Genomic DNA, 23,603 nt, shown 5'->3' with positions numbered 1-23,603 from the left:
TTATGCCCTCCTTGTGGTGGTGCTGGTGTTTTGCTCGTTTTGTTCCGATGCTTGTACGCTGCTGTATTCGTTGTCCACGTATTGACTTTCGTATTTTGCGAAACGTGGCAGACGCTCGCGTTCCTCCGGCTTCAACGAGGCGAGGAATTCGTCTTCGTAATCGTCCAACGCGGTGGGGTAGTCGCCGTTGAAATAGGCGACGCACAGCCCTCCGTAAGGTGCGTCGGCGTTGAGGCCAATGGACTCGATGAGGCCGTCAAGACTTAGGAATTGCAGTGAATCGGCACCGATGTATTTCCGGATTTCCTCGACGCTCATGCGTGCGGCGATCAGCTCGCGGGTGGTGGAGATGTCGATGCCGTAGAAACATGGGTATTTCAGTGGTGGCGAGCTGATGCGCATGTGTACTTCGGCCGCGCCCGCCTCACGCAAAAGCTGAACGATGCGTTTCGAAGTCGTGCCGCGCACGATGGAATCATCGATGACGATGATTCGCTTGCCTTTCACCACGCCGCGTACCGCAGAAAGTTTCATTCTTACGCCCTGCTCGCGTAATTCCTGAGTCGGCTGGATGAACGTACGGGCGATATATTGGTTCTTGATCAGTCCCATCTCGTTGGGCAGGCCGCTGGCTTCGGCGTAGCCGGAAGCTGCGGAAAGCGAGGAGTTCGGCACGCCGATGACCATATCCGCGTCGACCGGCGCTTCACGGGCAAGCCGCGCACCCATGCGTTTGCGTGCGGAATGGACGTTGACGCCGTAGATATTGGAATCCGGTCGAGCGAAATAGATGAATTCCATCGAGCAGATCGCCAGTTGGGTTTTGTCGGTGTATGACATGACGCGATAACCGTTGTCATCCACCACAACGATTTCGCCGGGCTTGATGTCTCGCACCAGTTCGGCGCCCACCGTGTCCAGCGCACAGGTCTCGCTGGCCAGTACATAGGCTCCGTTGCTCATCCGCCCAAGCGAAAGCGGACGGAAACCGTTCGGGTCGAGTGCCCCGATCATTGCGTTTTTGGTCATCAGCAGATAAGCGAATCCGCCGTGAACGATGTTGAGCGCTTCCTTCAACTGCTCGATGAACGTCGGCTTATCCGAGCGGCGAATCAGGTGCATCAGCACTTCGGTGTCCGAATTGGAGTGAAAGATGGCGCCTTCATTTTCCAATTCTGCGCGCAGTGCGATGCAGTTGGTGAGGTTGCCATTGTGGGCCAGCGCGATGTCGCCGTCATGGAACGAGAAAATGAACGGCTGGATGTTGTCGATACCGCTGGAGCCGCTGGTGGCGTAACGGACGTGGCCGATGGCGCGGTCGCCGGTGAGTCGTTCGATTTCGTGTTCGTCGTGGAAGACTTCGGTTAAAAGCCCCAGTCCGCGATGGCCGATCAGCCTGCCGTGGTCGTTGGAGACCATTCCGGCGCCTTCCTGCCCACGGTGCTGAAGGGCGTGCAGACCGAAGTAGGTCAGACGTGCGGCGTCGGGATGTCCCCAAACGCCGAACAGGCCACATTCTTCGTGGATATCTTCAAGTTCGAATGACATCTCAGTCCTTCCTTTCGCCTGTTTGGTCGTCGTTCAGGTTATTTGCGTTCATCGGGTCCTCGAATGTTGGCGCAGCTCCAGTGAAATATCGCACACCGGCTTCGAAAATCGGCTGGAATTCGCGACCAGAAACGTTCAAATAAAGTCCGTCGCCACGGCGTTCGGAATGACCCATCTTGCCGAGCACGCGACCGTCAGGGCTGGTCAGTGCCTCGACGGCAGCCATGGAACCGTTGGGATTATCGGCCAGATCCATGCTCGCGTTGCCGTTTTCATCCACATATTGCGCGGCGATTTGGCCGTCGGCTGCGAGCTGCTCGATTTGTTCCGGAGTAGCGACGAACCGACCTTCGCCGTGCGAAATCGGGATGGTGTAGATATCGCCGACCTTGCTGCCAGCCATCCACGGTGAAAGGTTGCTGGAAACCCGCGTGCGCACCAAGCGGCTTTGATGTCGTCCGATGGTGTTGAAGGTCAGCGTCGGCTGGTTGCCGCTGGGCTTGACGATGTCGCCGTATGGTACAAGGCCGAGCTTGATGAGTGCCTGGAAGCCGTTGCAGATGCCCAGCATCAGGCCGTCGCGGTTGTTTAGCAAATCGCGCACAGCATCGGCCACAGCCGGTGCACGGAAGAATGAGGTGATGAATTTTGCCGATCCGTCGGGTTCGTCGCCGCCGGAGAAACCGCCAGGAATCATGATGATCTGGCTGGCTTTGATTTCCTCGGCTAGTTGGCGTGAGGATTGTGCCACGGCCTCAGGGGAGAGGTTGTTGATAATCAGTGTGTGTGGGTCCGCATCTGCCGTCTCGAACGCTGCCGCAGCGTCGTATTCGCAGTTGTTGCCAGGGAACACCGGAATGAGTACGCGCGGCTTGGCCTTGAGCGGATTGCCCTCATAAAAAGCTTGCTGGCCTTTAGCGAAGCTGAAGGTTTCCGTTTTCGTGTCCTTGGTTTTATCGCTGCGGTAGGGGAATATTTCCTCCATCGTGGATTCCCAGACATCCTGCAATTCGCCAAGATCGACAGTCTCGCCGGCCGCTGCGAATTCGTAGTTGGCAGTGGTTGTACCGATAACTTCAATGCTGATCTGTTCGTTGCTTTCCGGCACGTTGGCACCTTCGGCGAGTTCCACGATAAATGTACCGTACGCAGGTTCGAACAGGGCATCGAGGTTGATGTCGTTGTTCAGTCTGATACCGATTTGATTGCCCAACGCCATCTTCAACAATGTCTCTGCAATGGCACCGTATCCCGGCGTCGAAATCGCGAGAGCCTGATTGGTGGCGGTCATTTCTTCGACCAGTGCCAATGTTGTGAGCAAATCGTCGGGATTGGGAATAAGTCGGTATGCGCTTTTGTCGTCATTCGCATTTTCGGAAGTTGCATTGTACCCATACCGTTGCGGTGCTATACGCACAATACGATGTCCGGAACCCTTGAATTCCGGCGATACCGTGCCGTCTATATTTCCGGTCGACACGGCGAAGGAAATCAGCGTGGGTGGCACATCCAGTTCCTGGCCGTCTTGTTCGAAGCTGCCGCTCATCGAGTCCTTGCCGCCGATGGCACCGACCTTGAGGTCTAGCTGTGCGCTCAGAGCGCCGAGCAATGCCGAGGTTGGCTTGCCCCAACGCTCAGGGTCTTGATGAAGCTTGCCGAAATACTCTTGGAAGCTTAGATAGGCGTTTTCTCTGGTGAAGCCTGTGGCAACGAGTTTGCAGATCGATTCCACCACGGCCAGATAGGCACCGGCGAACTGGTTGCGTTGTGTGATGAACGGGTTGAAGCCCCAAGCCATCGCGCTCGCCGTGTGGGTCAGCCCACCGGGAACGGGAAGTTTTGCGACCATAGCCTGGCTTGGCGTCAACTGTTTGCGTCCACCGAACGGCATCAGTACGGTACCTGCGCCAATGGTGGAATCAAAACGTTCGGCAAGACCCTTGTTGCCAGCGATGTTGATATCGCTTGCCAAAGAGGTCAGGCGTTCGTTCAGATTACCGGATTCCCAGGATTGCGGAACCGTATAATCTTCCGCAGGCAACACATGAACGTTTTGATGTTTCGCGGCTCCGTTCGAGGCAAGGAATTCACGGGACAGGTCGACGATGCGCTCGCCGCGCCAATCCATGACCATGCGAGGCTCCGAGGTGACGGTGGCGATGACCGTGGCTTCGAGGTTCTCCTCGCGTGCGTAACGCAGAAACTCGTCCACGTCTTCGTCTGACACATCAACGGCCATACGCTCCTGCGATTCGGAAATGGCCAGTTCCGTGCCGTCCAAGCCCTCGTATTTCTTCGGAACCTTGTCGAGGTCAATCCGCAAGCCATCGGCGATTTCGCCGGTTGCCACGGAAACGCCACCTGCACCGAAATCGTTACAGCGCTTGATGAGCACGCTCGCATCATGACGACGGAATAGCCGTTGCAGCTTGCGTTCGACGGTCGCGTTGCCTTTCTGCACCTCGGCTCCTGATTCGGTGAGGCTTTCGGTGTCTTGTGCTTTGGAAGCGCCGGTGGCGCCGCCGATGCCGTCGCGTCCGGTGCGTCCGCCCAAAAGGATGATCTTGTCGCCAGGAGTTGGTGTTTCACGGCGTACGTTTTCCGCCGGTGCTGCGCCGACCACGGCTCCGACTTCCATACGTTTGGAGACATATCCGGGATGATAGATTTCATCAACCTGCCCAGTAGCCAGCCCGATTTGGTTGCCGTAGGAGGAATACCCTTGCGCGGCGGTAGTGACGAGTTTGCGTTGCGGCAGCTTGCCTTCCAGCGTTTCTGATACCGGAACGCGTGGGTCACCGGCTCCGGTGACACGCATGGCCTGATAGACGTAGGCACGTCCGCTCAGCGGGTCGCGGATGCAGCCGCCGATGCAAGTGGCCGCTCCGCCGAACGGTTCGATTTCCGTGGGATGGTTGTGTGTTTCGTTCTTGAACAGGAACAGCCAGTTCTCGGACTTGCCATCGACGTCTACTTTGATTTTGACCGTGCAGGCGTTGATTTCCTCAGATTTGTCAAGCCCGGTCAGCTCGCCTTTGGCCTCGAGTTCCTTCGCGCCGATGGTGCCCATATCCATCAAAGTCACAGGCTTATTGGTGCGTCCCAGATCTTCTCGAACCTTGAGATAGCGCTCAAATGCGGCCTTGACCACGCTATCGTCGATATCGACCTGCGTCAGCTCGGTGCCGAAAGTGGTGTGGCGGCAATGGTCGGACCAATAGGTGTCGATGACCTTGATTTCGGTGATGGTCGGTTCGCGGTGTTCACCCCGGAAGTAGGTCTGGCAGCACTTGGCGTCACCGAGATCCATGGCCAGCCCACGTTCGGCGATGAAACGCTGCAATCCAGCATCGTCAAGCTCATTGAATCCGTCGATGATTTCGACTTCGGCCGGAACCTTGACCGCAGTTTCCAACGTTTCGCGCGTGCCCAGACCGGTTTCGTGCGCGTCGACAGGATTGATCACGTAACGTTTGATGGCTTCGACATCTTCGTCGCTAAGTTCGCCATAGAGCGCATAGATTTTTGCCGTCCGTACGTCGGGCCGCGTTCCTTGGCTCAACAGCTGGATGCACTGGCTGGCTGATTCCGCACGCTGGTCAAACTGGCCCGGTAGATACTCCATGGCGAAGACCTGTGCGCTGTCCAACTCCGGCAACTCCCGCGTCGCCGTATCTACAGCAGGTTCGCTGAAAACGGTCGGAATAGCGGCTTCGAAAAGCTCGGAATCCAAGCCCTGGGCATCGTAGCGGTTGATGATGCGAACGCGCTCGAGCCCGGTGAGTCCGAGAACGTCGTGAAGTTCCTTGGCAAGATTGGCGGCTTCGACGTCGAAACCGGATTTCTTTTCTACATATACGCGGAAAACTGTTGAAAGCACTGATGGTCCTTAGCACTGATGGTAAGAAGAGGAAAGTGAATAAATATATGAAAACGAGGAAAATGTGGAACAGTCAAAAACGCTCGTACACCAAGGATAATGGTGTACGAGCGATATGTCATTCGACCTTGACTCCACGGCGATCCGCGAGTTTCATCAAACGTCCGTATATCTCCTCATAGGCGGGGATGATGTCACCCAAGTCTCTGCGGAAGAGGTCCTTGTCGAGATGTTCGACTTGCCCGGACCCGTCCTTCAAATCCCAGAGTCTGCAGGTGTCGGGGGTGATTTCGTCAGCCAGGACGATTTCGCCGTCCTTGTTCTTGCCTTCTTCGATCTTGAAATCGACAAGCTTTACGTCGATGTCGTTGAAGATCTTCGTAAGTTTTTCGTTGATATCGCGGGCTTGACGCGAGACCTCAGCCATTTCCTCGTCGGTCGCCAGTCCTAGGGCCACGATGCCGTCAACGTTGATAAATGGGTCATGGAGGTCGTCGGATTTGAAGCAGAATTCAAGGATTGGGCGTTTGAGTTCAGTGCCTTCCTTGATGCCATAACGTTGGGCGAAGGAGCCGGCCGCGGTGTTGCGCATGATGATTTCTAGCGGGAACATCGTGATCTTCTCGTTCAGCTGCTCGGTATCAGAGACGCGACGAATGAAATCCGTCTTGACGCCCTCGGCCTGTAAAAGCCGGAAAAGCACCGTGGTAATACGGTTGTTAAGGCTTCCCTTTCCTTGAATCTGGGCCTTTTTCGCGCCGTCGCCGGCGGTTGCCTGATTCATATATTCGACCCAAAGAACATCTGGGTCATCCGTTGAATAGAGTTTCTTGGCTTTGCCCTTGTAGAGCATGTCCAGTTTCTCCATTAAATCGCCCTTCCCGTAGAGTAACGAGATTTGATTGAATAGGTGAACTTACAACCAAAATATAACAATCGGTGCTAACAAATTCGAAGTCGGTGAGTAAAAAAGTACGACAATCGGCGTTTCTTTTATCCGAGCAGATTTCAGAATTTCGGCTTTTTCTCAAGCAAAAACGACTTTGTAAACTTTCTGTTACATCTCTTTTTCTGATTGAATATCGTGTCTTCTTGCCGTTTTTAAAAAAATGTATGGCGATACTATTTTAAAGAAGCTGCCACAATTTCTCTTCTTGCCAATTTGTCGGGATGCCCATTGATCGTGCGACATCGACTTGCGGAATATCGGCAGGCACGGCAGAAATGCAGTCTTTCAGCTGCGCAATTGGAGTTGTTTCGTTTTCTTGCTTGAGGAGATACATCAATATGGCAATGCCTGCATACATCTTTTTGGACGATGGTCCGATATGCGTTAATTCCGAAAGTTCTGTATTGATACTCGGAGAGACGGTGAGTGCCCGGTTGTAGATGCGTCCATGATGTGCACAAAGATTTCTTATGAAGTTAAGACAACCAAGCCATGATTTCAACGTTGCTTGGTTAAGCTGGTACTTGGCGGCGATATCGGTTCGCATTGGGTAGGGGAGCAGTTCATATAGTTTTCTGAGTGTGCCGAATTCCATGATTTCTGTAGCGGCCCATATTGGGAGTTGCCCATCATATTCATGCTTAAAGTGTTTGATGAAATCTTCGCGTGAATGAGTGCGACGGTCATTGTATTTGTTGATGAAGCTTCCATATTCGATTGGATCCATGGCGGTGTCAAGCAGCGCCGGTTTTAGGTAAAGGAATGGATCTTTACTCCCCACGTCGTAGGCAAGACGTGCGCGCAGGGAAATTTCGAAACAGGCAATAGCGGAGAAAAGCGTCGTTCTCAGCTCCCTATCGAATTCATAGATTCTTAAAACGTCGTTGAAGCGAGAACCTGACATGAAAAAGCTTGACCGTGAATGATTGCCGGAGTCGATTTTCCGGAACATATACCAGAATCCGCTCAGGCGATAATAACCGATACGGGCAAGGCACTCTCTATTTGCATATGCACCCTGCATACCATGAGTCTCGAGTTTCTTGCATTGTTCATCGATAGATAACCACGGTTTATCGTAACGCGGATGCGTTTCTTGAGATTTTGTCGTCATCGTTGGCTCCAAAACTAAAAATGATGACCGCCCCTGAGCCGTATGCACGGCATCAGGACGGTCTTGTATCTTTGAGTATAATATGTTTGATCTAAGCACGCAAGATGGGAATGTCTTTGATTGAGACGGCAATGCCGTTGTCTGCTTGGGGTATAGAGAATCGGTCTCGTGGTGCAACAACCAGTAATTTCTTGTTATTTGTAAATTGTCGAGTTTCCCTGAACTGGGATGGGTTACATAGTCTTTTGTAAACGATACATTATAAAAGTCTGATGAAGTTGATAAGCGATGGGGCAGTTATGAGCGAGAGTGTCATGGAAGAAAATGAATCTGTATGGTATGGGCAAGATCCAGGCATCACTACTGAGCAATGGATGAAACTACTTCACGATTCTTCCCTCGTTACTGACAATAATCTCATTACTCTAAGATCTCTTTTCGAACACCCCGACGGTCTTTCTTGCGCGCAGCTTGCTGACGAGTACGGTCGCGATTGGCATTTCTATCTCAGCAATGTTTCTACACTAGGCGAAAAAGTAGCGAAAAACATTGGACTTGTGGAACCTAATCGGGCTAAGGGAACCTTCGAATACTGGACTGTACTTTGTCTAACTAAGCCGACGGATGAAGGACAGCATGGATATTATATCTATAAATTACGCCCCGAACTTCGTGCCGCGCTTGAGAAAATGGATCTATCGATGTATCCGTTGCGCGCTTCCGAAGATGACGCCTCGTCTTCGGTACCGACGACATCGGGATCATACAGCGATAAGGATTTTCTTCGTGAGGTGTTCCTTTCGGGTGATGCTCTCAAAGAGCTCAAAGGTCTGTTGCTGCGTAAACGTAATCTGATTCTGCAAGGGGCGCCGGGTACGGGTAAGACTTTTGCTGCCAAGCGTTTGGCTTACACCATTATGGGGCAGAAGGATGATATGCGCATCCAGTCGGTTCAGTTCCATCAAAGTACCAGTTACGATGAGTTCGTTTACGGCTACCGTCCCAATGATGACGGCGTGGGCTTTAGGGCTGTACCTGGGATTTTCACGCAGTTCGTGCAGAAAGCCAAGGTTGATCAGGATAGGCCGTATTTCTTTATCATCGACGAGATCAACCGTGCCAACATCTCGAAGGTGTTCGGCGAGCTGCTCTCTACCATCGAGTTCGACCACCGTAACTCGGATGATGCCGTCGTTCTTCCGATCACCGGGCAGCCGTTCTATGTTCCGAAAAATCTCTATATCATCGGCATGATGAACACGGCGGACCGTGGACTCGCATTGATCGATTATGCGCTGCGCCGTCGTTTCGCGTTCTTCACGATGAAACCGCAGCTCGACAACCCGAATTTCAAAAAGCAGGTTGGAAAACTTGGTGATGCAAGGTTATTGAATCTCATAGAGGCCGTGAGTGCCTTAAACAAGGTGATTGCTGAGGATGACGCTTTAGGCGATGGCTTCTGCATTGGGCATAGCTATTTCTGCGATAATGAAACTGAGGACGATGAAGATTTGGCCGCCTCCATTGTCAAGTTCGAGTTGGTCCCCATGATTGAGGAATATTGGTTTGACAATAAAAAGCAGATTAAGCAACAGTCTGATTTGCTATGGAAAGCTGTTCAATGACCGTGAGCGTCGAAGACAGAGCGGACGACCAAAAGCAGCTGACCGCAGAAAACAATGTGGTCATCAAAAACATCTATTACATGATGGCCTATGCGTTCAAGGCTTTACAACTCAACGATTATCGTCGTTTGACAACTGAAGATTTCGACCATATTGACGATCTATTGGCCGCTATCCTGGCTATTGCGATTGGCACTCAGCGGCGTCGCGGTTTCGAACGCGAATATTTACCGGTTCATGAAAATCTTCATACGGTTCGCGGGCGCATCGACGTGTCTTCGACAGCGCGGTTGCAAATGACCGGGTACAACGGATTGGCGTGCGTCTACGATGAGTTCTCGGAAGATACCTACAAGAACCGTGTGCTCAAGACTACAGCGTTGTTGTTGATAGGGCGTAAGGACGTTAATACGGCGAGGAAAGCCGATCTTAAACGATGCTTGATTGCCATGCGCGATGTAGGCGAGGTGGATATTCATCGCGTCGATTGGGCAAGGTTACGTTTTCACCGCAACAATGCGTCGTATCTGCTTCTGATGAATGTCTGCCAGATGGTCATTGAGCGAGAGCTGTTCAATCAAGATGAGGGTAACCGGTCGTTGCAATATCGGTCGAAGCGGAAACTGAGCCAACTCTACGAGAAATTCGTGCTCGAATACTATCGGGTGCACCATCCAGACATCTCCGCTAGTGCCAAAACCATCAATCGCCAGGCTCAAGGGAATACAGAATTGCTGCCGGGGCTATTGACTGATGTCACTTTGCGCAAAGGTAAGCGGGAACTCATCATCGATGCAAAATGCTACGGACATATTCTTGATGTCTATTACGACAAGCCTATTTACGCGCCAAAACATATCAATCAGATTCAAAGTTATGTGCTGCACGAGGCATTTGGCAACGACAAGTTGGTGGATGGGATGTTGCTCTATGCGAAGGTGGGTAATGAAGGCGACCATGACGAGACTTGGTCAGAGCTTGGGCACCGCTTCTCGGTTCGTACGCTGGATCTCGACCGTGATTTCGCTGCCATAGCTGCCGATCTTGACGACATTGCAGCTAGATGGCTTGAGGAATCTGAAGCAAAGTCTGAGGGTGCTATTCTACTGACGTCACGGTAATACCGAGTGTATCCATCACGATGGTGGCCTTGGAGAGTGCCTTGGCTTCGTCTCTGCCAATAGCCAGCGCGACGGCCATGCGACGGTGACCGTTGACAGCCGGCTTACCGAAGATGCGCAGGTCGGTATCGGGTTGCGACAAAGCCTGCGGAATATTGGAGAAAGTCACTGATCCGTTTCCGGTGACTACTATGGCATGACTGGCTGCTACCTCGCCGTGTTTGAGGACGAGCGCAACGCTTTCCTCGGTTACTGGAATACCGAGAACAGCGCGGGCGTGCAGTGCGAATTCGCTCAAACGCTGGGAGATCATCGTCACCATGCCGGTGTCGTGCGGGCGGGGAGAGACCTCGTTGAAGAGGACTTCGCCGTTTTTCAGAACGAACAGTTCCACACCGAACACGCCCCAGCCGTGTTCATGGTTTTCATGCGCGATATCGACCAGTCCGCCCACGGCTTTGCGGGCGATGGCCTGCGCTTTTTGAAGAATGTCTGAATCGACCTTTGCCGGCTGCCACGACTCACGGTAGTCACCGTCTTCCTGGCGCTGACCGATGGGAGAGCAGACAACGATACCGGCGCTGGAGGAGACGGTGAGCATGGTCAGTTCGTAATCAAGAGGGACGAATGCTTCGACGATAACCCTTGAGATTCCGCCGTCTTTGGCGTCTCTTCGTCCGCTCTGCGCTTCCTGCCAGGCCGATTCAAGGTCGTCATCCGAGCGAAGCACAGATTGCCCGTGTCCGGAAGAGCTCATCACAGGTTTGACCACACATGGATAACCAACGGCTTGCGCTCCTGTTTTGAATTCTTCAAACGAACCGGCGAAACGGTATGGGGTGGTCGGCAAGCCAAGTTTTTCGTGCATCAGGGTTCGTAGAGCTTCGCGGTCCATGCAGATTGCGGCGATTTGCGAGCTGGGCACAACCTGAATGCCGTTTGAGGCCGCTTTTGCCAATTCGGTGGTCGCAATGGCTTCGATCTCGGGGATGATGATGGAAGGTTTAGCCTCGGTAATCAATGCGTCGAAAACGGCAGGGTCAGTCATATCCAACACATGGCTTTCCTGTGCAATCTGCATGGCTGGCGCATGGCTGTAGCTATCAGCAGCGATGACGAAAGCTCCGAGCCTCGTCAATTCGATGGCGATTTCCCGTCCAAGCTCGCCGGAACCCAGCAACAATACGCGAGTTTGGTGAGATTCGGACGGATTGCCAAGTGGATAGTTGACGGATGATGATGCGGTTTCAACGGTCATGATTTCATTGTTGCATACGATGACCCCGAGCGAGGCTCCCATCTGATAAATATTGACGAATTATGGAATTGTCGATATTGGGGTCGTGAGCAATGCCAAAGTTTTTGGCGATTATCGGATAAGCTAAATAAGATAATCGCTATATTGAACGTGTGAAATGTCATAACAGTTTTGTCAACGTCCGTTTCTTGCATTTCGATAGCCGCGAACTACGCAACGGGGTTAGGATTGAACCATGCCAGATTCCTCAAACGCCGCAGGCGGTGCCGACAAGCCACTGACCATCGCTCTGGTGGTCGATTCGGTCGGTAACCGCGGCAACGGCACTTCGAATTCGGCATTGCAGTATGCTCGGGAACTTGAGAATCAGGGTCATCACGTTCGGTTGGTTGGCGTTGGCGCGCCGGATTATTCTGTCGAAGTCCACCATCTGCCGTTCATTTCGTGGCTTGCGGCCAAGCAGCAGATGCAATTCGCGGAACCTGATGACGCGGTGTTCCGACGTGCGTTCGCGGGAGCCGACGTGGTGCATATCTATATGCCGTTCAAATTCGGTAGACACGCTCTGGCCGTTGCACGTTCGATGGGCATTCCCGTCACTGCCGGCTTCCACCTGCAACCAGAAAACGTCACGTATTCCGCCGGTCCATTGCGATATATCCCGGGTATACCGTCGCTGATCTATTATCTCTTCGATTTCTGGCTTTATCGTCATATCGGCCATATCCATACTCCGAGCGAAATGATTGCTCGCCAGTTGCGATCTCACGGTTATCATGCAAGGCTGCATGTTATTTCCAACGGATATTCCGTCAGGTTCCGCCCCAAAGAAACTCAATCGGACAATAAGCAGAGGAACAATAATCACGTCAGTAATAAAGACGACGAACGTAGCGAAAATGTGTTTCACATCATTGCTTCCGGACGGCTTAGCCACGAGAAAGACCATGAAACATTGATCCGTGCGGTGGCGTTAAGCAAGCATGCCAAACAGATCGATCTGACCATCTGTGGCACAGGCCCATTGCAACGTCGTCTGCGTCGGCTGGCCAAACGATTGCTGCCGAAGCCGGCTCATATCGGTTTCCATCCCAACGAAGATATGCCGAATCTATTGCGTCAGGCCGATTTGCTCGTCCATCCCTCCATTGTCGACATCGAATCATTGAGCGTACTTGAAGGCATCGCCTCCGGTTTGGTGCCGGTCATCGCGGATTCCCCACTTTCAGCCGCCAGCCAGTTCGCGCTGACCGATTCCTCGGTTTTCCCGGCCCGCAACGTCAAGGCGCTCGCCCGTCGTATCGACTGGTGGATCGAGCATCCGCAGGAACGTGCCGAATGGGGGCCGAAATACGCGCAGGAGGCACGCGAAAAATACGCGTTGCCGCACTGCGTCCGCCAGTTTGTGGCAATGGAGCGTGAGGCCATCGCGGATGCGGCAACGACAAAGTCGCATCGGCACTAGTGAACGTTACTGCGACTAAAAGCACGTAGAATATTGCTTTTCGTCGCGCTGCTTCAGACAATCATGGAGAAAGATGCATGGTGAGCAGCAATGGCCACCACGCTGGTAGACGTTACAGCAGCGCGATGAGCTGGTCGGTGTGCTCCTGCGTGGTCGCCCAGCTGGTGCAGAAACGCATCACCGAATGCGTGTCGTCGTACTTCTCGAGGAAGTCCATGTTGACCTCGGCGCCCAGACGCTTGATTGTCGGTTGATCCATCACCACGAAGACCTGGTTGGTCGGGCTCTCGTAGGCGAGCTGATAGCCCTTGGCCTTGAGCGCCGTGCGGATCTGCGAGGCCTTCTCGTTGGCATTGCGCGCGATCTTCGTGTAGAGCCCATCGGTGAAGAGCGTGTCGAACTGCAAGCCAAGCAGCCAGCCCTTGGCCAGCAGCGCCCCGTGCTGCTTGATTTGGGTGAGGAAATGCTTTGGCGTGTTGTGCTTGGTGAAGACGACCGCTTCGCCGAACAGAGCTCCGACCTTCGTGCCGCCGATGTAGAAGACGTCAGTGATGCGGGCGATGTCCTCGAGTGTCAGATCGGTGCCCTCGGCGGTCAGTCCGTAGCCAAGGCGAGCGCCGTCGAGGAACAGCGGCATGTCGTATTTGTGGGCGACATCAGCGATGGCCGTAAGCTCCGCCTTGGTATACATCGTGCCGTATTCGCTTGGATGGGAGACGTAGACGCAGCCGGGAAAGACCATGTGCGTGTAGTTGCCGTCCGCGTAGAAGTCCTTGCAATACTGCTCGAGGTCGGCCGCGTCGATCTTGCCCTCGTGGCTCGGCAGTGTGAGCACCTTGTGCCCGGTCGATTCCACGGCACCTGCTTCGTGGACATTGACGTGTCCGTTGGTCGCTGCGACGACACCCGCGTAGGCCGGGGTGATGGTGTCAATAACGGTCTGATTGGTCTGCGTGCCGCCGACGAGGAACCATACGTCGGCGTCTGGGCAGCCGCAGGCCTCACGAATCTTCGCTTTAGCCGATTCGCAGTATTTGTCCGAACCGTAGCCGGGCAGCTGCTCCATATTCGTTTCTTCCATCCGCTTCAGGATTTTGGGATGGGCGCCTTCGCAGTAATCGTTGATGAAATTCAGCATGTTGCTCCTACTTCCGCAGTCAATGAGTATGATTCAACCATAATCCCACCAGTGGTTATGGTTAGGGCAAGGCGTAAGCGGATTCTGCTCTCTGTCTTACGGTTGATACCAAGCAAAAAGGGTATTCTCGCTTCTGCAAGAATACCCTTTTCCGAATGTTTCTGAGTCTCGCCCTCCGTTTGAAGAAGCCTGGGCTCTCGATACCGTCTTATTGTTTATCGGTGTTGGTTGCCGTGTCGATTTCGTTGCCGTTGGTGATGCCGCGCTCGTCGTTCATGGTCGCGAAGTTGAGACCGATGAGGATGCCGCCGCCCACTAGATTGCCGAGAATCGCGACGATAATGACGAGAACGGCCTTCCATGCGTTGATGGCTCCGTGCATGCCGAGGATGAGGAACATCGCCGAATCCGCAACGGAATGTTCGAAGCCGCAGAAGGTGAAGACGAGCACTGCCACCACCATGATGACGCACTTGGTGAAATCGTTGGAAAGCTTGCCGTTATAGACCATCAGCATGGCGATGTTGATGCAGAAGTTGCAGAAGATCGCGCGTACGAAGAGGTCGCCGACCCCGCCCCAGGAGTTGAGATAGGCGAGTTTGGCATTGGCCGCAGTGAGCATGACGTCATAACTCACACCCGAAATGATGGTGGAGAACCGCAAGATGATGGCTACGATAAGCGCGCCGAGGAGATTGCCGAGCAAGCACAGCCCCAACAATTTCAAGGATTGCAGCCAGCCGATGCGCTTGTGGTAGGCTCCGACACTGACCACCATCATGTTGGAGGTCAAAAGCTCGGAATTGGTGTAGTAGATGAGCACGAGCGCCCAGCCGAAGGTGGTGCCCGCCAATACTTTGCCGGCAAGCAGCAGTCCCGGCCCACCTTTTGAACTTGCGCCCATAATCACCCAGAAGGCGGTGAAGAAGACGCCGACCAGAATGCCTGCCATCATCGCGCGCTGGATGTAGCGGCCGGTCATCTTGCCGGTCATTGTCTCTTTGCTGTCAAGCGCATCGAGCACGGTTGAGATAAATGCGCGCCCGGGGAACAGCGGCTTGGTCTCGTCCTCGGTCCCTTCGACTTCGGAAATGGTTGTTTTCAATTCGGATAATTTGCCCATGGTTCTTTCTGTTATTCTCTGCTTGTTGATTCATTTCAGGATAAAAGTTCGTGGTTTTATTATGAGTCGGTTTTGTTGCGTATTTCGCTGGAATCCTACGTTTTGTAATGAAGAACACAATAATTTTGTGACGAAAGCCACAGAGTTCGCGAAAGACTCAGAGCCCCGTGTGTCCATATAGTGACAAGAATTCATAAAAAATAAAAATGATCATTCACTAATGAACGCTTTCTTACCTTCTGTCGCCTCGATTGATAAACGACTATCGATTCTGCGTATATCGTATGGCTTGCGAGTGCTGAATGTAGGTCGTTACACTCGATTGCTAACATCGCTGGATTTAATGCATGCGGCGGATTCGTGAGGTTGTTCCCTGTGTTGGTTGAGGACGAAAGTCTTGAGACCGCAGACGCACGAAAAAGGAAAGAGAGATAGGGCAGGTCATGGTTTTTACCTATTACACTCCCAACGAACTTGTGTTCGGCGTAGGCGCCGAGCAGCAGCTGACGCGTCTTTTGCGTCAATCCCATGCCACCTCCATCATGTTTGTATACAGCGGTGATTACGTCTTCGACCTGGGCATCCATGATCTGGTTACCGATGCTGCGCAGTCGATTGGCGCGCGTCTGGTAGAAAACGGGGACGTTGTGCCCAATCCGCGTATCGGACTTGTCCGCGACCTGATTGACGTCGCACGCAAGGAGAGAGTCGATTTCGTCCTCGCGGCCGGCGGTGCGAGTTCGTTCGATACGGCCAAGGCCGTGGGCGTGGGCGTGCCTTACGACGGCGATGTGTGGGATCTGTTTGACGGCACTGTCGAGCCGAGAGAGACTTTGCCGGTAGGTGTGATTTCAACGATTCCCGGCAGCGGTTCGGAGGTTTCCGATTGCGCCGTCCTCCAGCAAGGCGAGGACAAGGAGGCGTTGGAGACCAGGCTGATCATTCCGAAATTCTCCATCGTGAACCCCGAATATTCGCGCACGGCGCCTTATCGTTATCAGGCCGCGGCGGTGGCCGATCTGGCCGTGGGTTTTCTGGAGCCGTACTTCACGCTGCGCGACCATCTCGAATCGGCCGACAGGATTCTGGAAGGCGGATTCCGTGCCGCTCTGGTCCAGGGCAGGCGTTTCGCGGCCGATCCCGATGACTTGGCCACAAGAACCGAGCTGCACTGGCTTTCGACGCTGATGTTCAACCATTGCTACCTGGCCACAGGTTCAGAAAACGATTGGACGACCCACCGCATCGAGCACGAAATCGGTGGCGAATTCGATGTGATACACGGCGAGGGGATCGCCGCGATCCTGCCTTCGATCATCCGTTACGTAGCGCGCCGCAGTCCGCAGCGTTATGCACAGATGGCGGTTCGAGCACTTGACGCCGACCCCTACGACAACACGGAACAGGAGTGCGCTGGCATTCTGGCGGATACGCTTGAACGCCACTTTAAGATGTTGGGCCTGAAAACCAGCCTGCATGAACTTGGCATACCGAGGGATGCCATCAATACGGTTGCCGAGCGTTTGACGAAGTCCGATACGAAGCATGTCGGTAATTATGTTCCCCTGAGCGAGGCCGACGTGCGTGCCGTGCTCGAACTGGCTTACTGATCACAACGGTAATGCCTGTTTGGCATATTGCCGAACAACAGAGGGAGGAGGGGCCCAATGTCATCAATCATTACAATACGCAATCTGACAAAGAAATATCCCAGTGACGACGGTGAAAAAATCGCGCTCAGCGATGTCGACCTGGATGTCGGCAAAGGTGACATCTACGGCATTATAGGCTTGTCCGGTGCCGGCAAATCGACACTCGTGCGATGTATCAACGGGCTGGAACACTACGATGGTGGTTCGCTCGCAGTCAACGGCCAGGAAGTCGCCGAGTTGAAACCCAAGGACTTGCACGCCTTGAGAAGCGACATCGGCATGATCTTTCAATCTTTCAATCTGATGCCGTCGCGCAGCGTTGCAGCCAATGTCGAACTTGCTTTCCGTGGCAAGGTCGACAAGAAAACCCGTCAGGCTCGCGTTACCGAGCTTTTGGATCTGGTCGGCCTGAGCGAAAAGGCCGATGCCTATCCCAGCGAGCTCTCCGGCGGCCAGCAGCAGCGCGTCGCCATCGCGAGGGCTTTGGTCAATAAGCCCAGCATATTGCTGAGCGACGAGGCGACGAGTGCACTCGATCCGACCACGACCAAATCGATTCTCGCCCTGCTGCGTGCCCTGCACGATACGCTCGGACTGACCGTCGTCGTCATCACCCACCAGATGTCCGTGATCAAGCATATCTGCAACAAGGTCGCCGTCATCGACCATGGCACCATCGTCGAGAAAGGCGATGTGTTCGACATCTTCGCAGCCCCCAAAGCCGCACTGACCAAAGCGTTCGTCGCCACGACCTCGAACCTGGACAAGGTCCACGAGCTGCTTGACGACCATTCGCCGCTCGTCGAACCGCAGCCCGGTCAGGTGCTCCTGCGCATGAACTACATCGCCAAGGAGGTATCCGAGGCCCTGGTCTCCCATATTTCGCGTGAATTCTCAATCGATGTCAACATCATTTTCGCCGATATCGACTTTGTCGAGAACGCCCCGCTCGGCGGGTTGGTGGTCATGCTCAAAGGGGACTCCGACAAGATAACCGCAGCGCTCGCCTATCTCAACGAACGCAATATCGGCATCGAGGTGATCGATCGTGCTTGACATTCTGAATCTTTGGTTTCCGAACGTGATGAGCCGCCTACCCGAATTCTTCGATTCGTTTGTGCAGACGATCATCATGGTCGCAGTGGCGGGCCTGATCTCCTTCGTCCTGGCTATCTTGCTTGGCGTCGTCGTCACCGTGACGAAACCTGGCGGCCTTTATCCCAACCGAGGTGTTTTCAACGTCATCGACAAACTGATCAACCTCTTCCGCTCGATTCCATTCATCATTCTTGCGGCCTCGCTGGTACCGATCACGCGCTTCATCATGGGCACGGCCATCGGTACGAAAGGAGCGTTGTTCCCGCTTGTCGTTGGCATCACCCCGTTCTTCGCCCGGCAGATCCAGTCGGCTTTGGCCGGCATCGATTCGGGTCTGATCGAGGCGGCGCAGGCGATGGGCATGGGGTTGCCCGAGATCATCTGGCGCGTCTACCTGCGCGAGGCGATACCTTCGATCATCCGTGTCAGCGTGATCACCTTGGTCAGCCTGATCGATATGACCGCAGTGGTCGGCGTGGTCGGCGGTGGGGGACTTGGCGATTTCGCGATCCGCTACGGCTACCAGCGATACATGATGGATGTCACCATCGCCACGATCATCGTCCTGGTGCTTCTGGTCGGCCTGGTCGAGCTCATCGGCCGACTGCTCGTCGAGATCACCGAACATTGACGAACGTTTGAACCTGCTTCCAACGACTATTCCAACTTTTTCCCAACATATTGAAATATCGAATATCTGACGGCGACCTGTCCTGCAAAGCGCGGTCCGTCAGCATGAAAATATTCTGAAAGAGGCTTTTATGGCTACCAAGAAACAAACCAGAGCCAAGCATCAGCTTTTCGCACTGCTGGCAGTGATACTTGCGGTGGTGCTGGTGGTTGCCGGTATCAACATCTACCGCAACGCCAAGGCCGGCAAGGAGCAGACCGTCACTGTAGGGCTTGTCGGCAATTCCGACGACGCCGAATGGAAGGACGTACAGGCGCGGCTTGATGAGGAGCACGCCAACATCAAACTCAAATACAAGACCTTCCAGGACGGCATCTACGCCAACCAGGCGCTCGCCAACCACGAACTGGATATCACGGCTTTCCAGCATTATGCGTTCCTGCATCAGGAGGAGAAGGAGAAAGGCTACAAGTTCACCCCGATCGGTGAGACCTACATATCCCCGCTCAACCTCTATTCGCAGAAATACAAAAGCGTCAAGGACTTCAAATCCGGCGACAAAGTGGCCATTCCCAACAACACCACCAATCTTGGCCGCTCGCTCAAAGTCCTCGATTCCGCTGGGCTGATCAAGCTCAAAGACAACACCAAGGCCGATCCGACGACCGACGACATCGCCTCCAATCCCAGCGGCATCGACATCGAGCTGAACGATCCGGCCTCGATCATCAACCTACTGCCCGATTACGCCGGTGGCATCACCAATACGAACTTCATCGTCGACGCCGGAAAAAAGCCCGAAGATGCCATCTATGCGCCCAAACTCAAGCCCGGCGATGCCAGCTTCAAACCATACGTCAACATCATCGTGGCCAACACGAGCGACAAGGATAATAAGACATTCCGCAAGATTGTGGAGGCCTACCATACCCAGACCGTCGCCAAGCAGCTTGTCAAGGACCACAATATCCCGATGTTCAAATACTGAGGCTACACGGATTCCCCGGAGGATTCGTCGTCGGCGGCGAAGCTTCTGAGGGCGAGTCGCCTGAACAATCGATAAACCAACCCAACATGAAATCTGCAATGGAGATAATGAAATGAGTGAATCGAATAAAACCGACACGAATGACCAAGCAACGGGAAAAGCGAGCGTCTCAGGTTCGATAGACCGACTGTTTGCCAACTCAAAACAGGGTTTCGGTCTCTCGTCTGCGCAAGACACGCTTCCCAAGGGCGTTTCCACGCTCCCGGCACTTGCAGCCGATCCTTATGTCCAGCAGTGGGAGATGTGGCACGAGCAGCGGCTGGAGGAGCTCAAGGCGCCGCACGGCTATCTTGCGCCTGCATCCATCACATGGGTCGCCAACGGTTCGACGAAGACGATTGACGGCATCCCGGGCGCATGGCGTGCCGAAAACGATGTGTTGACCTATTATCCGCAATCCAAGGAAACACGATCGCAGGCTGTCGATGACAAAGACGAGGGTGGACCTCTTGCGGTAACCAATGGACGAACGGTGCTCGAAGCTCCGATTTCGTTTGCGCCCAGCGCATTCGGCGAACAGGCGCTCGGGTATCTCAACTACGGCGACAAGCGCATCGAAGTCAATTCCCAGACCGATCTGGTCGACCAGGCCACGCACCGTTTCTGGATTCGTGTCAAAGACCCGCGTACTTTGGCCCGACAGCATTTCGACGACATCGACACGTTCCCTCTCGACCCGAAATGGCGAATTCCGGCCGTTTTCCGCCGGGCCGAACCCGACGAGTTCGACATCCACGATTCAGTGGTGAAAACGGTGCTGCAGTCATACCCGCTGCTCGGTTTCGTTGAATTCCAATACGAAAGTGAGGACTACTCGTTGGTCGTCTCGAACGTTTTCGGCCATGCGAGCATCTTCTTCAAAGATTCGACCAACGGCAAAGAAACCTACGGAATCGGCCGTGTGCTGCGGCTTGACGAGCTGAGCCTCGACGAGCTGGACGTGCTCGATTTCAACTATGCCTACAACTATCCCTGCGCGTTCTCCGCCTACTGCACCTGCCCGATCCCCTCGAAGCGCAATACGCTCCCGTTTGCCGTGACGGCAGGGGAGAAGACCCCGGATGTGGATATCGACTTGTGACATGGCTCACAGAACTGAAGGGGTTGATATGATTTTGCGACGCGCCGGTGACTCAAGGTCTTGAGAATCATGTATAGTTCTTATCTGTTGTGCGGATGTTGATTCGGTTCGTTGAACCGGACGGTTTCCCACTTCGATGGTGGCCATAGCTCAGCAGGTAGAGCATCTGATTGTGGTTCAGAAGGTCGCGCGTTCGAACCGCGTTGGCCACCCCATCATGAAAGCCCCACTCCCGTAAAGGAGTGGGGCTTTCCCTTTCTTTAAGAAGGTCGTCGGTAGCTTCGCGTCTATTCCAAATGTATCCTTGTGTGCAAGTGTAGGGGTTATAGACCAAAACTTTGGTGCCGAGATTATTGCTATGCTGTGGACTCGGGCAAGGCCATGCGGATGTGATGCCGCCGTATCAGCCGAGGAGTCGAGTCCCAATCATCAGGGACCGCTTGATCAGGTCGTGGGGAAGTTGACCAATCGGAATGATGAGTTCTGGTTTTGCCGGAAGGGGCTGCAGGGACTTCTCCATCCAGAGTTTGTCATACCAACGGCCCAACTTGTAGCCGGAAGCGTAGTTGCGGCCTACCGGTTTGAAGCCGAGCGCCGCATGAAATCGCGGGCTGGTCAGCGGCAAATGGGGGTCGACGGTAGCAGTATCGGTGCCGCTGCGCTCGCCACCACCTAAAGTCGATGCACTGTCGGTGGGCAGGTCATGGAGTTGTGGCAGCATCCCGTTGATATCGTCCAGTGAATCGTCGCGGCGGACGGTGATACAAGAGAAGAGTTTGACCACATGCTGGGCACAGAGCAGCGGCTCCAAGGCGGCGTAGAGCGCCGACCCTATATGCCGTCCGCGCATATCGGGGTTCAGATAAATAGAGGTAGCGGCGGACCAGCTGTAGGCCGGACGTTCCCCGAGGGCGTGGGCAAAGATATAGCCAACCACTTTGGAATTGTCCAGTTCTGCCACGATAAAGGGATATTTTTGCGATATCTGCTCGATGCGCCGTGCAAAGTCCTCTTCCGTCGGTATGTCGTACTCGAAGTTGACCGTCGTTTGTTCCACGTAATAGGCATAGAAGCCCACGATGTCGTGCGCATCCTCTACACGTGCCAACCGCAGTGAAATTGAATGGGGTTGGCCGGTTTGTCTGTCTTGCCTTGCCATTTTGGCTTGATTATCGGTGGTGGCTTTGAGTGCCATGTGCTATGCCTCCCCTTGAAATTTGACCCCGGAAAGGAACTGGCGGGTTCGAGCTTGCCGAGGATTGCCGAATATTTGCTCAGCCGACCCCTCTTCGGCAACCACACCCTTATCCATGAAGACGACATGATCGCAGATGCGACGTAGGAAGGTCATTTCATGGGAGGCGATCAGCATGGATTGCCCGCCGTCGGCCAGATTCTTGATTACCTTGAGCACCTCTCCGATGTTTTCCGGGTCGAGCGCGGAGGTCGGCTCGTCGAGCAGCATGAGCTTAGGTCGGAGCACGGCAGCTCGTGCCAAAGCGACACGTTGTGCCTGCCCGCCTGAAAGCTGATCTGGGAAGCTGTTGCGTTTGTCATAGAGACCGACCTTATTGAGGAATTCCAGCGAGATTTCGTGCGCCTTCTGAGCGGTGTAGTGCTTGACATGTGTGAGGGCGAGCTCAATATTCTCTGTCGCGGTTTTGAGTTTGTAGAGGTTGAAGCTCTGAAACACCATGGCCGTCTGCCGGCGCAGCTGCTGAATTTGCTGCTTGCTGGCATGAGTGGTGTCTACGATGTCTCCGTCAAATTCAAGAGTGCCCGAATCAGGCGTCTCCAGGAAATTCGTGCAGCGCAGCAAAGTGGACTTGCCGGCGCCCGAAGATCCGATAAGCCCAATCACCTTACCGTCCGGCACTTCGATGCTCACGCCGCGCAGAACCTCGTTGCTCCCGAAATTTTTGTGTATATTGGAAATTCTGACAACCATGATTCCTATTCCCTAGACTCGTGCTTCTGATAGCGGTGCAATCTCTCGGTTCCTGCGTTTCGCCAGATTGCTCAAACGATTTCTGGCGAGATTGAGAGGAGCTAAGGCCAGACGCAAGAAGGCCGTCTCCCCGATCCGCAGGTCCTCCGTGAGGCCGTTGGAGTCCTGTGCCGGCTGCCACTCCGGTGCGTCGCTATCGGTGATGGTCCGTTCGTTGCGCTTGAGCCGGTGCTCAAGGAGCCGGAAGAGCTCGGAGAAGAAGCCCGAAAGGATCCAATAGCACACGGCCAAGGCGATGTACATCTCTAGGAACCGGTAGGTGCGTGAGGCGGCTAGCTGGCCGGCTGAGGTCATGTCGACCACTGAGACCACGAAAGCCAGTGAAGTGCCTTTGAGCATGCTCACGAATTGCGAGCCTAAGGAGGGTATGGCGACGACAAGAGCCTGCGGGATCACGATTTTGCGATAGGCGGTGAACTTGGAGAGTCCGGTCGACAGAGCCGCTTCCATCTGACCCTTGTCCACACCTTGCAGCGTTGCTCTGAAGGATTCTGCAGAATAGGCTGCAGTGATGTTGGTGAAGGTTACGAGGACGAACAGCATTTTGGGAATGCCGTTGATGTTCACGCCCGTGCCCCAGTAATAGTTCGTATACTGCAGGATGACGGGAATCCCGTAGAAGGAAAGGAAAAGCTGCACCAGTTCGGGCGTTCCACGTGTAAAGGATACGAAGATTCCACAGATCTGGTAAAGCACCGGTGGGCGGTACATCTTGACTAGGGCCAGAAGCAGACCCAGCACCCAGCCGAAGAAGGTGGAGACGACCACGATTTCCATGGTCACGGGCAATCCCGTCAGGATTGCCGGAATATCCGACCAGATGTAGGAAGCGTCAAAAATGTTGGGCATGGGTATGTCTCTTTC

17 protein-coding genes, 1 tRNA gene and 1 pseudogene are annotated in these 23,603 nt (G+C 54.0%); 9 read left to right on the top strand and 10 right to left on the bottom strand.

Annotation, left to right across the window (positions count from 1 at the left end; translation table 11 throughout):
- The 4 genes and pseudogenes from purF to OZX70_RS05655 form a co-directional block, all read right to left on the bottom strand.
- Positions 1-1,548 (bottom strand): amidophosphoribosyltransferase, encoded by a 1,548-nt coding sequence (purF, locus tag OZX70_RS05670; RefSeq protein WP_277179762.1) that lies wholly within the window; start codon positions 1,546-1,548, stop codon positions 1-3.
- A gap of 79 nt (positions 1,549-1,627) precedes the next feature.
- Positions 1,628-5,428 (bottom strand): annotated as a pseudogene (locus OZX70_RS05665) (phosphoribosylformylglycinamidine synthase); the annotation flags it as partial.
- A gap of 118 nt (positions 5,429-5,546) precedes the next feature.
- The gene (gene purC, locus OZX70_RS05660; protein ID WP_277179760.1) at positions 5,547-6,296 is read right to left on the bottom strand and encodes a phosphoribosylaminoimidazolesuccinocarboxamide synthase; all 750 of its coding nucleotides are present in this window, start codon (positions 6,294-6,296) and stop codon (positions 5,547-5,549) included.
- 259 nt (positions 6,297-6,555) lie between these two features.
- Positions 6,556-7,491, bottom strand: a complete 936-nt coding sequence (locus tag OZX70_RS05655; RefSeq protein WP_277179758.1) for an Abi family protein — start codon at positions 7,489-7,491, stop codon at positions 6,556-6,558.
- A gap of 299 nt (positions 7,492-7,790) precedes the next feature.
- On the opposite strand from OZX70_RS05655, the gene OZX70_RS05650 reads away from it, so the two are divergent.
- Positions 7,791-9,116 carry an AAA family ATPase gene (locus OZX70_RS05650; RefSeq protein ID WP_277179756.1) on the top strand — a complete coding sequence of 442 codons (1,326 nt, stop codon included), beginning with the start codon at positions 7,791-7,793 and terminating at the stop codon, positions 9,114-9,116.
- On the top strand, positions 9,113-10,237 hold the full coding sequence (locus OZX70_RS05645) for a hypothetical protein (protein ID WP_277179754.1): 1,125 nt from the start codon (positions 9,113-9,115) through the stop codon (positions 10,235-10,237). The genes OZX70_RS05650 and OZX70_RS05645 overlap by 4 nt, the downstream gene beginning before the upstream one ends.
- Here OZX70_RS05645 and purT read toward each other — a convergent pair.
- Complete coding sequence (gene purT, locus OZX70_RS05640; RefSeq protein WP_277179752.1) at positions 10,215-11,495, bottom strand: formate-dependent phosphoribosylglycinamide formyltransferase; 1,281 nt, start codon at positions 11,493-11,495, stop codon at positions 10,215-10,217. The two genes, OZX70_RS05645 and purT, sit on opposite strands and share 23 nt — an antisense overlap.
- Before the next feature lie 235 nt (positions 11,496-11,730).
- On the opposite strand from purT, the gene OZX70_RS05635 reads away from it, so the two are divergent.
- Positions 11,731-12,960, top strand: a complete 1,230-nt coding sequence (locus OZX70_RS05635; RefSeq protein WP_277179750.1) for a glycosyltransferase — start codon at positions 11,731-11,733, stop codon at positions 12,958-12,960.
- Between the two features lie 112 nt (positions 12,961-13,072).
- On the opposite strand, the gene OZX70_RS05630 is transcribed toward OZX70_RS05635, so the two are convergent.
- Positions 13,073-14,098 (bottom strand): aminotransferase class I/II-fold pyridoxal phosphate-dependent enzyme, encoded by a 1,026-nt coding sequence (locus OZX70_RS05630; RefSeq protein WP_277179747.1) that lies wholly within the window; start codon positions 14,096-14,098, stop codon positions 13,073-13,075.
- A 208-nt stretch (positions 14,099-14,306) separates the two neighbouring features.
- Positions 14,307-15,221: a formate/nitrite transporter family protein gene (locus OZX70_RS05625; RefSeq protein WP_277179745.1), complete on the bottom strand. Its 915-nt coding sequence runs from the start codon at positions 15,219-15,221 to the stop codon at positions 14,307-14,309.
- 443 nt (positions 15,222-15,664) lie between these two features.
- Between OZX70_RS05625 and OZX70_RS05620 the strand changes: the two genes are divergently transcribed.
- From OZX70_RS05620 to OZX70_RS05595, 6 genes are all read left to right on the top strand, one after another.
- On the top strand, positions 15,665-16,831 hold the full coding sequence (locus OZX70_RS05620; RefSeq protein WP_277179743.1) for an iron-containing alcohol dehydrogenase: 1,167 nt from the start codon (positions 15,665-15,667) through the stop codon (positions 16,829-16,831).
- Between the two features lie 57 nt (positions 16,832-16,888).
- A complete protein-coding gene (locus OZX70_RS05615) occupies positions 16,889-17,929 on the top strand; it encodes an ATP-binding cassette domain-containing protein (protein ID WP_277179741.1) in 1,041 nt (346 codons plus the stop codon).
- Entirely contained in the window at positions 17,922-18,602 is a 681-nt protein-coding gene (locus OZX70_RS05610) for a methionine ABC transporter permease (RefSeq protein ID WP_277179739.1), read from the top strand. The genes OZX70_RS05615 and OZX70_RS05610 overlap by 8 nt, the downstream gene beginning before the upstream one ends.
- Positions 18,603-18,732: 130 nt before the next feature.
- On the top strand, positions 18,733-19,590 hold the full coding sequence (locus OZX70_RS05605; RefSeq protein ID WP_277179737.1) for a MetQ/NlpA family ABC transporter substrate-binding protein: 858 nt from the start codon (positions 18,733-18,735) through the stop codon (positions 19,588-19,590).
- Positions 19,591-19,702: 112 nt separating this feature from the next.
- Entirely contained in the window at positions 19,703-20,731 is a 1,029-nt protein-coding gene (locus tag OZX70_RS05600; RefSeq protein WP_277179735.1) for a DUF1684 domain-containing protein, read from the top strand.
- Between the two features lie 139 nt (positions 20,732-20,870).
- Positions 20,871-20,946, top strand: a tRNA-His gene (locus OZX70_RS05595).
- A 188-nt stretch (positions 20,947-21,134) separates the two neighbouring features.
- Here the strand turns inward: OZX70_RS05595 and OZX70_RS05590 are convergent.
- The 3 genes from OZX70_RS05590 to OZX70_RS05580 are packed head-to-tail and all read right to left on the bottom strand — an operon-like array spanning position 21,135 to position 23,588.
- Positions 21,135-21,926 carry a GNAT family N-acetyltransferase gene (locus OZX70_RS05590; RefSeq protein WP_277179733.1) on the bottom strand — a complete coding sequence of 264 codons (792 nt, stop codon included), beginning with the start codon at positions 21,924-21,926 and terminating at the stop codon, positions 21,135-21,137.
- 3 nt (positions 21,927-21,929) lie between these two features.
- Positions 21,930-22,679, bottom strand: a complete 750-nt coding sequence (locus OZX70_RS05585) for an amino acid ABC transporter ATP-binding protein (protein ID WP_277179731.1) — start codon at positions 22,677-22,679, stop codon at positions 21,930-21,932.
- A gap of 12 nt (positions 22,680-22,691) precedes the next feature.
- On the bottom strand, positions 22,692-23,588 hold the full coding sequence (locus OZX70_RS05580; RefSeq protein WP_277179729.1) for an amino acid ABC transporter permease: 897 nt from the start codon (positions 23,586-23,588) through the stop codon (positions 22,692-22,694).
- Positions 23,589-23,603 lie beyond the last annotated feature (15 nt).

The sequence above is a fragment of the Bifidobacterium sp. ESL0732 genome (assembly GCF_029395535.1).
Classification (GTDB): Bacteria; Actinomycetota; Actinomycetes; order Actinomycetales; family Bifidobacteriaceae; genus Bifidobacterium.
The sequence above is the reverse complement of the archived record's forward strand: the minus strand, read 5'-3'. Positions and strand labels throughout refer to the sequence as shown.

What these genes read in the sequence shown, in the direction of transcription:
- purF (WP_277179762.1), bottom strand. Translation starts at nt 1,548, where the DNA reads ATGTCATTCGAACTTGAAGATATCCACGAAGAATGTGGCCTGTTCGGC.
- purC (WP_277179760.1), bottom strand. Translation starts at nt 6,296, where the DNA reads ATGGAGAAACTGGACATGCTCTACAAGGGCAAAGCCAAGAAACTCTAT.
- OZX70_RS05655 (WP_277179758.1), bottom strand. Translation starts at nt 7,491, where the DNA reads ATGACGACAAAATCTCAAGAAACGCATCCGCGTTACGATAAACCGTGG.
- OZX70_RS05650 (WP_277179756.1), top strand. Translation starts at nt 7,791, where the DNA reads ATGAGCGAGAGTGTCATGGAAGAAAATGAATCTGTATGGTATGGGCAA.
- OZX70_RS05645 (WP_277179754.1), top strand. Translation starts at nt 9,113, where the DNA reads ATGACCGTGAGCGTCGAAGACAGAGCGGACGACCAAAAGCAGCTGACC.
- purT (WP_277179752.1), bottom strand. Translation starts at nt 11,495, where the DNA reads ATGACCGTTGAAACCGCATCATCATCCGTCAACTATCCACTTGGCAAT.
- OZX70_RS05635 (WP_277179750.1), top strand. Translation starts at nt 11,731, where the DNA reads ATGCCAGATTCCTCAAACGCCGCAGGCGGTGCCGACAAGCCACTGACC.
- OZX70_RS05630 (WP_277179747.1), bottom strand. Translation starts at nt 14,098, where the DNA reads ATGCTGAATTTCATCAACGATTACTGCGAAGGCGCCCATCCCAAAATC.
- OZX70_RS05625 (WP_277179745.1), bottom strand. Translation starts at nt 15,221, where the DNA reads ATGGGCAAATTATCCGAATTGAAAACAACCATTTCCGAAGTCGAAGGG.
- OZX70_RS05620 (WP_277179743.1), top strand. Translation starts at nt 15,665, where the DNA reads ATGGTTTTTACCTATTACACTCCCAACGAACTTGTGTTCGGCGTAGGC.
- OZX70_RS05615 (WP_277179741.1), top strand. Translation starts at nt 16,889, where the DNA reads ATGTCATCAATCATTACAATACGCAATCTGACAAAGAAATATCCCAGT.
- OZX70_RS05605 (WP_277179737.1), top strand. Translation starts at nt 18,733, where the DNA reads ATGGCTACCAAGAAACAAACCAGAGCCAAGCATCAGCTTTTCGCACTG.
- OZX70_RS05600 (WP_277179735.1), top strand. Translation starts at nt 19,703, where the DNA reads ATGAGTGAATCGAATAAAACCGACACGAATGACCAAGCAACGGGAAAA.
- OZX70_RS05590 (WP_277179733.1), bottom strand. Translation starts at nt 21,926, where the DNA reads ATGGCACTCAAAGCCACCACCGATAATCAAGCCAAAATGGCAAGGCAA.
- OZX70_RS05585 (WP_277179731.1), bottom strand. Translation starts at nt 22,679, where the DNA reads ATGGTTGTCAGAATTTCCAATATACACAAAAATTTCGGGAGCAACGAG.
- OZX70_RS05580 (WP_277179729.1), bottom strand. Translation starts at nt 23,588, where the DNA reads ATGCCCAACATTTTTGACGCTTCCTACATCTGGTCGGATATTCCGGCA.